General features: G+C 71.7%; 6 protein-coding genes. 4 read left to right on the forward strand and 2 right to left on the reverse strand.

The genetic code is table 11. From position 1 onward, the window contains the following. Positions 1–25 precede the first annotated feature (25 nt). The 3 genes from macS to ACFWBD_RS30315 all read left to right on the forward strand — a co-directional run bounded on the left by macS (position 26) and on the right by ACFWBD_RS30315 (position 3087). Complete coding sequence (macS, locus tag ACFWBD_RS30305; RefSeq protein ID WP_385673589.1) at positions 26–1261, forward strand: MacS family sensor histidine kinase; 1236 nt, start codon at positions 26–28, stop codon at positions 1259–1261. Further along, positions 1258–1938: a response regulator gene (locus tag ACFWBD_RS30310; protein ID WP_385673592.1), complete on the forward strand. Its 681-nt coding sequence runs from the start codon at positions 1258–1260 to the stop codon at positions 1936–1938. Before macS ends, ACFWBD_RS30310 begins: the two co-directional genes overlap by 4 nt. A gap of 120 nt (positions 1939–2058) precedes the next feature. Further along, entirely contained in the window at positions 2059–3087 is a 1029-nt protein-coding gene (locus ACFWBD_RS30315; protein ID WP_385673594.1) for a 6-phosphofructokinase, read from the forward strand. A 7-nt stretch (positions 3088–3094) separates the two neighbouring features. Here ACFWBD_RS30315 and ACFWBD_RS30320 read toward each other — a convergent pair whose 3' ends face one another. Both ACFWBD_RS30320 and ACFWBD_RS30325 read right to left on the reverse strand, forming a co-directional pair. Next, positions 3095–5002, reverse strand: coding sequence for an anthranilate synthase family protein (locus tag ACFWBD_RS30320; protein ID WP_385673596.1), 1908 nt, complete (start codon positions 5000–5002; stop codon positions 3095–3097). A gap of 119 nt (positions 5003–5121) precedes the next feature. Continuing rightward, positions 5122–5178 (reverse strand): trp operon leader peptide, encoded by a 57-nt coding sequence (locus tag ACFWBD_RS30325; protein WP_078912442.1) that lies wholly within the window; start codon positions 5176–5178, stop codon positions 5122–5124. Between the two features lie 96 nt (positions 5179–5274). On the opposite strand from ACFWBD_RS30325, the gene ACFWBD_RS30330 reads away from it, so the two are divergent. Continuing rightward, positions 5275–6627, forward strand: coding sequence for a class II 3-deoxy-7-phosphoheptulonate synthase (locus ACFWBD_RS30330; protein WP_385673599.1), 1353 nt, complete (start codon positions 5275–5277; stop codon positions 6625–6627). The last annotated feature ends 102 nt before the right edge of the window (positions 6628–6729 follow it).

Here is a 6729-nt window from a genome sequence, read left to right on the forward strand (position 1 = left end):
GTCGGGGCCCGGGGGCGGGGGACGGATGGCCAGGCGCGAGAGAGTCATGACGATGTCGGTCGAGCTGCCGCTGTGGCGTGCGCTCGCCGGCTACCGGGTGCTCACCATGCTGTACGCGGTGGGTTTCTTCGCCACCGCCTACGGCGGGTTCGCCCGGCCCTGGGTGGCCGTCGGCTACTACTGCGTCCTGTTCGTCTGGACCGTGGCCACCCTGCCCAAGGTCGCGAGCGCGGCGAGCTGCACCAAGCGCTTCCTCGCCGCCGACCTCACCATCGCGCTGACCGGCATCCTGCTCACGACCGTGGCCGACGCCCCTGAGCGCATCCAGTCGGGCGGCCCGACGCTGCCGTCGATATGGACCGCCGGCTCCGTCCTGGCGTTCGCCATCAAGGGCGGCTGGCGCTGGGCGGCGTTCGCGTCCACGGCCGTAGCGGTCGCCAACCTGGTCGAGCGCGGCACCCCGGCCCGCGACACCATCCACAACGTGATCCTCGTCTGGGTCGCCTCCATCGCCATCGGCTACGTCGTCGAGGTCGCCCGCGCCTCCGAGCGCACCCTCGCCCGCGCGCTGGAGATCGAGGCCGCGACCCGGGAGCGGGAGCGGCTCGCCCGGGACATCCACGACGGCGTGCTCCAGGTGCTGGCCATGGTGCAGCGGCGCGGCGCGGTCCTCGGCGGTGAGGCGGCCGAACTGGGCCGGATGGCCGGCGAGCAGGAGGTCGCGCTGCGCACCCTGGTCGCCGGTGGCCTCGTGCCCGTCTCGCGGGTGTCGCAGGACGCGGCCGAGGGCGCCGTCGTGCGGGTGGTGGAGGAGCCGGCGGAGCAGACCGGTCCGGTCGACCTGCGCTCGCTGCTCGCCCCCTTCGCCGCCGCCCGCGTCAATCTCGCCGAGCCGGGCGCCCCGGTGCTGCTGCCCGCGCCGGCCGCGAAGGAGCTGGCCGCGGCGGTCGGGGCCGCCCTGGACAACGTACGCGGACACGCAGGGGAGGACGCCCGGGCCTGGATCCTGGTGGAGGACGAGCCCGGCGAGGTGATCATCACCGTGCGGGACGACGGGCCCGGCATCCCCGAGGGGCGGCTCGCGCAGGCCGAGGGCGAGGGGCGGCTCGGGGTCGCCCAGTCGATCCGGGGCCGGCTGCGCGATCTCGGCGGCAGTGCCGAGCTGATCTCCACCCCGGGGCAGGGCACGGAGGTCGAACTGACGGTGCCGAAGGAGAAGAAGGACAAGAACGTGCGACGGGGGAAGGCGGGACAGCGATGAGCAGGCAGCAGGATCCGATCAGGGTCATGGTGGTCGACGACCACCCCATGTGGCGCGACGCCGTCGCCCGGGACCTCGCCGAGGCCGGCCTCGACGTGGTCGCCACCGCGGGCGACGGCGAGCAGGCCGTGCGCCGGGCCAAGGCCACCATGCCCGATGTGCTGGTGCTGGACCTGAACCTGCCGGCCAAGCCCGGCGTCCAGGTCTGCAAGGAGGTCGTCGCCGCGAACCCGGCCCTGCGGGTCCTGGTGCTGTCGGCGAGCGGTGAGCACGCCGACGTGCTGGAGGCGGTGAAGTCCGGCGCGACCGGCTACCTGCTGAAGTCGGCTTCCACGGAGGAACTGCTGGACGCGGTGCGCCGCACGGCCGTCGGCGACCCGGTGTTCACCCCGGGCCTGGCCGGACTGGTCCTCGGCGAGTACCGCCGGCTGGCCTCCGACCCCGGCCCCGCCACGGGCGGCGGCGGCGAACCCGGCGCGCCCCGGCTCACCGACCGGGAGACCGAGGTGCTGCGGCTGGTCGCCAAGGGCCTGAGCTACAAGCAGATCGCCGAACGCCTCGTCATCTCCCACCGCACGGTCCAGAACCACGTCCAGAACACCCTCGGCAAGCTCCAGCTCCACAACCGGGTGGAGCTGGTCCGGTACGCGATAGAGCGCGGCCTCGACGACGAATGAGGGCGCCGCGGCCAATCCCCGGGCGATTCACCGGAATTGGACCCGCCGAGCCATATCTGTGTGAGCTGGATCACCATTACCGTGACCTTCGTCGGCCAACCGCGGCGAAGGGACACTTCCATGCGCGTCGGAGTACTGACCGGAGGCGGGGACTGCCCCGGCCTCAACGCCGTCATCAGGGCGGTCGTCCGCAAGGGCGTCCAGGAGTACGGCCATGAGTTCGTCGGGTTCCGCGACGGCTGGCGGGGCCCCCTGGAAGGGAGGTCGGTCCGCCTCGACATCCGCGCCGTGCGCGGCATCCTGCCCCGCGGCGGCACGATCCTCGGCTCCTCGCGGACCAACCCCCTCAAGGAGGAGGACGGCATCCGCCGGATCAAGGGCACCCTCGCCCGGCAGGGGATCGGGGCCCTCATCGCCATCGGCGGCGAGGACACCCTCGGGGTCGCCGCCCGTCTCTGCGACGAATACCAGGTGCCCTGCGTCGGCGTCCCGAAGACGATAGACAACGACCTGTCCGCCACCGACTACACCTTCGGCTTCGACACCGCCGTGGGCATCGCGACCGAGGCCATCGACCGGCTGCACACCACCGCCGAGTCCCATATGCGTGTCCTCGTGGTCGAGGTGATGGGCCGTCACGCCGGATGGATCGCCCTGCACTCGGGCCTGGCCGGCGGCGCCAACGTCATCCTCATCCCCGAGCAGCGCTTCGACATCGAGCAGGTCTGCGCCTGGGTGACCTCCCGCTTCCGGGCGTCGTACGCCCCGATCGTGGTCGTCGCCGAGGGTGCGATGCCCAGGGACGGGGACGCGGTGCTGAAGGACGGGTCGCTGGACTCCTTCGGACACGTCCGGCTGTCCGGCGTCGGCGAGTGGCTCGCCAAGGAGATCGAGCGGCGGACGGGCAAGGAGGCCCGTACGACGGTCCTCGGCCACGTCCAGCGCGGCGGCACGCCGAGCGCCTTCGACCGCTGGCTCGCCACCCGCTTCGGCCTGCACGCCATCGACGCCGTCCACGAGGGCGACTTCGGCAAGATGGTCGCCCTGCGCGGCACGGACATCGTCCGCGTACCGATCGCCGAGGCCACCGCGAGACTGAAGACGGTGAACCCGGAGCTGTACACGGAGGTCGGCGTGTTCTTCGGCTGACGGACCGCTAACGGGCCGGCCGCGGCTCGGCGCACACCCGGGCCACCAACTCCCGCAGCACGGAGGCCCCGTTCAGCGTCAGCACGGACTCCGGATGGAACTGGACCCCGGCGACCGCGTTGATGGGGGCGCCCTCGGCGCGCCGCGGCCCGCGCAGCGCGTGCACCTCGCCGTTCGCGGCCCGGCTCACCTCCACGCCGTGCGCGGCCAGCTCCCGCAGCGCCTCGTCGTCGCACAGCGCCACGAAGCTGTTGTAGAACCCGACGGTCTCCGGCCGCCCGAACAGGTCCACGGTCGTCTGCGCCCCCTGGTACGGCACCTCCTTCCGTACGATGTCCAGCCCCAGCTCCGCCGCGATCAGCTCGTGCCCGAGGCAGACCCCGAGGACACCGTGCCGGTGCTCCCGGATCACCCGCGAGGTCAGCTCCCGCAGCAACCGCATCTTGGGGTCGCTCAGGTCGGACGGGTCACCGGGGCCGGGGCCCAGCACGACCGGCCCCTCGTGCGCGAGCACCGACTCCGTCAGCCCGGGCTCGTCGTAGCGCCGGACGCTCACCCCGAGACCGCTCGACCGCAGCACATGGGCGAGCATCGCGGTGAAGGTGTCCTCGCCGTCCACGACGAGCGCGTGCCCGGTCAGCTCCTCCGTCCGCTCCTGCATCCGCAGCCAGAACGGCGCCAGCGAGGCCCGCCGTCCGTCCAGCGCCGCCCGCACCCGGGGGTCGTCGGCCAGCCGGGGCCGCGCGTCGTCCGTGCGCGGCCTGCCCGGCCGGACACCGAGCGCGGCCAGGACGCCCGCCGCCTTCGCGTGCGTCTCCGCGACCTCGCCCGCGGGATCCGACCCGCGGACGAGCGTGGCGCCCACCGGCACCCGCAGCCGCCCGGCCGCGTCGATGTCGGCGGTGCGGATGAGAATGGGGGAGTCGAGGGTCTGCGCCCCGCCCTGGTCCCGGCCCAGCAGCGCCAGCGCGCCGGCGTAGTAACCCCGCCCGACACCGTCCCGCCCGAGGGGCTCATACCGCTCGATGACCCGGCAGGCGTTCTGCACGGGCGAGCCGGTGACGGTCGCCGCGAACATGGTCTCCTTCAGGACCTCCCGCACATCCAGCGAGGACCTGCCGCGCAGCTCGTACTCCGTGTGCGCGAGATGCGCCATCTCCTTCAGCCGGGGTCCGATCACCACCCCGCCCATGTCACCGACGGTGCACATCATCTTGAGCTCCTCGTCGACGACCATCGACAGTTCCTCGATCTCCTTGCCGTCGGCGAGGAAGTCCAGCAGCTTCTCGGGCGTCGGACCCTCCGCGGGATACCGGTACGTCCCGCTGATCGGGTTCATCACGACCGTGCCGCCGGACATCCGCACATGCACCTCGGGACTGGCTCCCACCAGCGTCCGGTCCCCGGTGTGCACGACGAACGTCCAGTAGGCGCCCCGCTCGCCTTCGAGGAGCCGCCGGAAGAGGGCCAGCGCTTCGGCCCGGCCGAACCCCGGGATCCGCCCCTGGTACGTCCGCCGGATCACGAAGTTGGCGCCCTCGCCCCGGCCGATCTCGTCCCGCAGCACCCGCCCGACGATCTCCGCGTACTCCTCGTCGGCCACGTCGAAGCCACCGTCCTCGACGCGCACGTCCCGGGCCGGGAGCTGGGCCAGGGCGTCCGCCAGGGGCAGGACGTGAGTCTCCTCGGGAACCAGCACCGCCAGCGGCGTGCCGTCGTCGCGGACGTCGAAGCCGCGCTCGCGGATCTGCCGGAAGGGGATGAGGGCCAGCCCCTCCTCGGGCAGGTCGGCGAGCCGGTCGTACGTACCGACCGGGCCGAGCAGCACCTCCACCGTGTCCGCGTCATGGCCGGGGGTGCGGCGGCGGAGCAGGGCGAACGGGCGGTCGTCGTGGAGCAGCCGTGCCAGGTCCATGGGGTTCCTCTTCCGTCGATCTCGGTATCGATCGATGTCGGTATCGGTCGAGGAACGGCCCCGGACACGCCGAAGGCCGCCCCTCGGGCGGCCTTCGCGAAGTCTTGCGTACGCGCAGTTCAGTGGGCCGCCGGATGAGCGGTCCACCACCAGTTCTGGGTCGAAAGCGCGAACATGCGACGCACCCTATCCCACGCGCACCTGAGCGGGAGGGCGTCTCACCTGTCGAGCCGGGCGAAAACGACTCGACACGACCCCGTAATGTTGAGGGCGTGACCGTGAACGCTAAGACCAGCGCCAGCGCTGGCAACACCTGGCGAGACCTTCCCGCGGCGCAGCAGCCCGAGTACCCCGACACCGAGGCTCTGCGCGCAGTGATCGCGGACCTCGAGTCGTATCCGCCACTCGTCTTCGCCGGCGAGTGCGACCAGCTGCGCGCCCGGATGGCGGCCGTCGCCAAGGGAGAGGCGTTCCTTCTCCAGGGCGGCGACTGTGCCGAGGCCTTCGACGGCGTGTCCGCCGATCACATCCGCAACAAGCTCAAGACGCTGCTCCAGATGGGCGCCGTGCTGACGTACGCGGCCTCGGTGCCGGTCGTCAAGGTCGGCCGGATCGCCGGCCAGTACTCCAAGCCGCGCTCCAAGGGCACCGAGACCCGCGACGGCGTGACCCTGCCGACGTACCGGGGCGACTCGGTCAACGGCTTCGACTTCGACGAGGCGTCCCGTATCCCGGACCCCGAGCGGCTGAAGCGGATGTACAACGCGTCCGCCTCCACGCTCAACCTGGTGCGAGCCTTCACCACCGGCGGCTACGCCGACCTGCGCCAGGTGCACGCCTGGAACCAGGACTTCGTGAAGCAGTCCCCGTCCGGTCAGCGCTACGAGCAGCTCGCCCGTGAGATCGACCAGGCACTGAACTTCATGCACGCCTGCGGGACCGACCCGGAGGAGTTCAAGACGGTCGAGTTCTTCTCCTCGCACGAGGCGCTGCTCCTCGACTACGAGTCCGCCCTGACCAGGGTCGACTCCCGCACCGGGCGGCTGTACGACGTCTCGGCGCACATGGTGTGGATCGGCGAGCGCACCCGGCAGCTGGACCACGCGCACATCGAGTTCGCCTCGAAGATCCGCAACCCGATCGGCATCAAGCTCGGCCCGACGACCACGGCCGAGGAGGCGCTGAAGTACATCGAGCGCCTCGACCCCGACCGCGAGCCGGGCCGGCTGACCTTCATCGTCCGTATGGGCGCCGACAAGGTCCGCGACAAGCTGCCCGAGCTGGTCGAGAAGGTCAGCGCCTCGGGCGCGACCGTGGCCTGGATCACCGACCCGATGCACGGCAACACCTACGAGGCGGCCTCCGGTCACAAGACCCGCCGGTTCGACGACGTGCTCGACGAGGTCAAGGGCTTCTTCGAGGTCCACAAGGGCCTCGGCACCCATCCGGGCGGCATCCACGTGGAGCTGACCGGTGACGATGTCACCGAGTGCGTGGGCGGCGGCGACGAGATCTTCGTCGACGACCTGCACCAGCGCTACGAGACGGCCTGTGACCCCCGCCTGAACCGGAGCCAGTCCCTGGACCTGGCCTTCCTCGTGGCGGAGATGTACCGGGACCAGTGACCTTCGGTCATGGCGGTGGGGGGGGGGGGCCACAAAAAACGCCCCCCCCCCCCCGATTGGGTGCCCCCGGGGGCCCCGAGACGGTGGGATTGTGATAATATA

Origin of the sequence: Streptomyces sp. NPDC060002 (genome assembly GCF_042737245.1) — a bacterium.
Taxonomy (GTDB): Bacteria; Actinomycetota; Actinomycetes; order Streptomycetales; family Streptomycetaceae; genus Streptomyces.

What these genes read in the sequence shown, in the direction of transcription:
- macS (WP_385673589.1), top strand. Translation starts at nt 26, where the DNA reads ATGGCCAGGCGCGAGAGAGTCATGACGATGTCGGTCGAGCTGCCGCTG.
- ACFWBD_RS30310 (WP_385673592.1), top strand. Translation starts at nt 1,258, where the DNA reads ATGAGCAGGCAGCAGGATCCGATCAGGGTCATGGTGGTCGACGACCAC.
- ACFWBD_RS30315 (WP_385673594.1), top strand. Translation starts at nt 2,059, where the DNA reads ATGCGCGTCGGAGTACTGACCGGAGGCGGGGACTGCCCCGGCCTCAAC.
- ACFWBD_RS30320 (WP_385673596.1), bottom strand. Translation starts at nt 5,002, where the DNA reads ATGGACCTGGCACGGCTGCTCCACGACGACCGCCCGTTCGCCCTGCTC.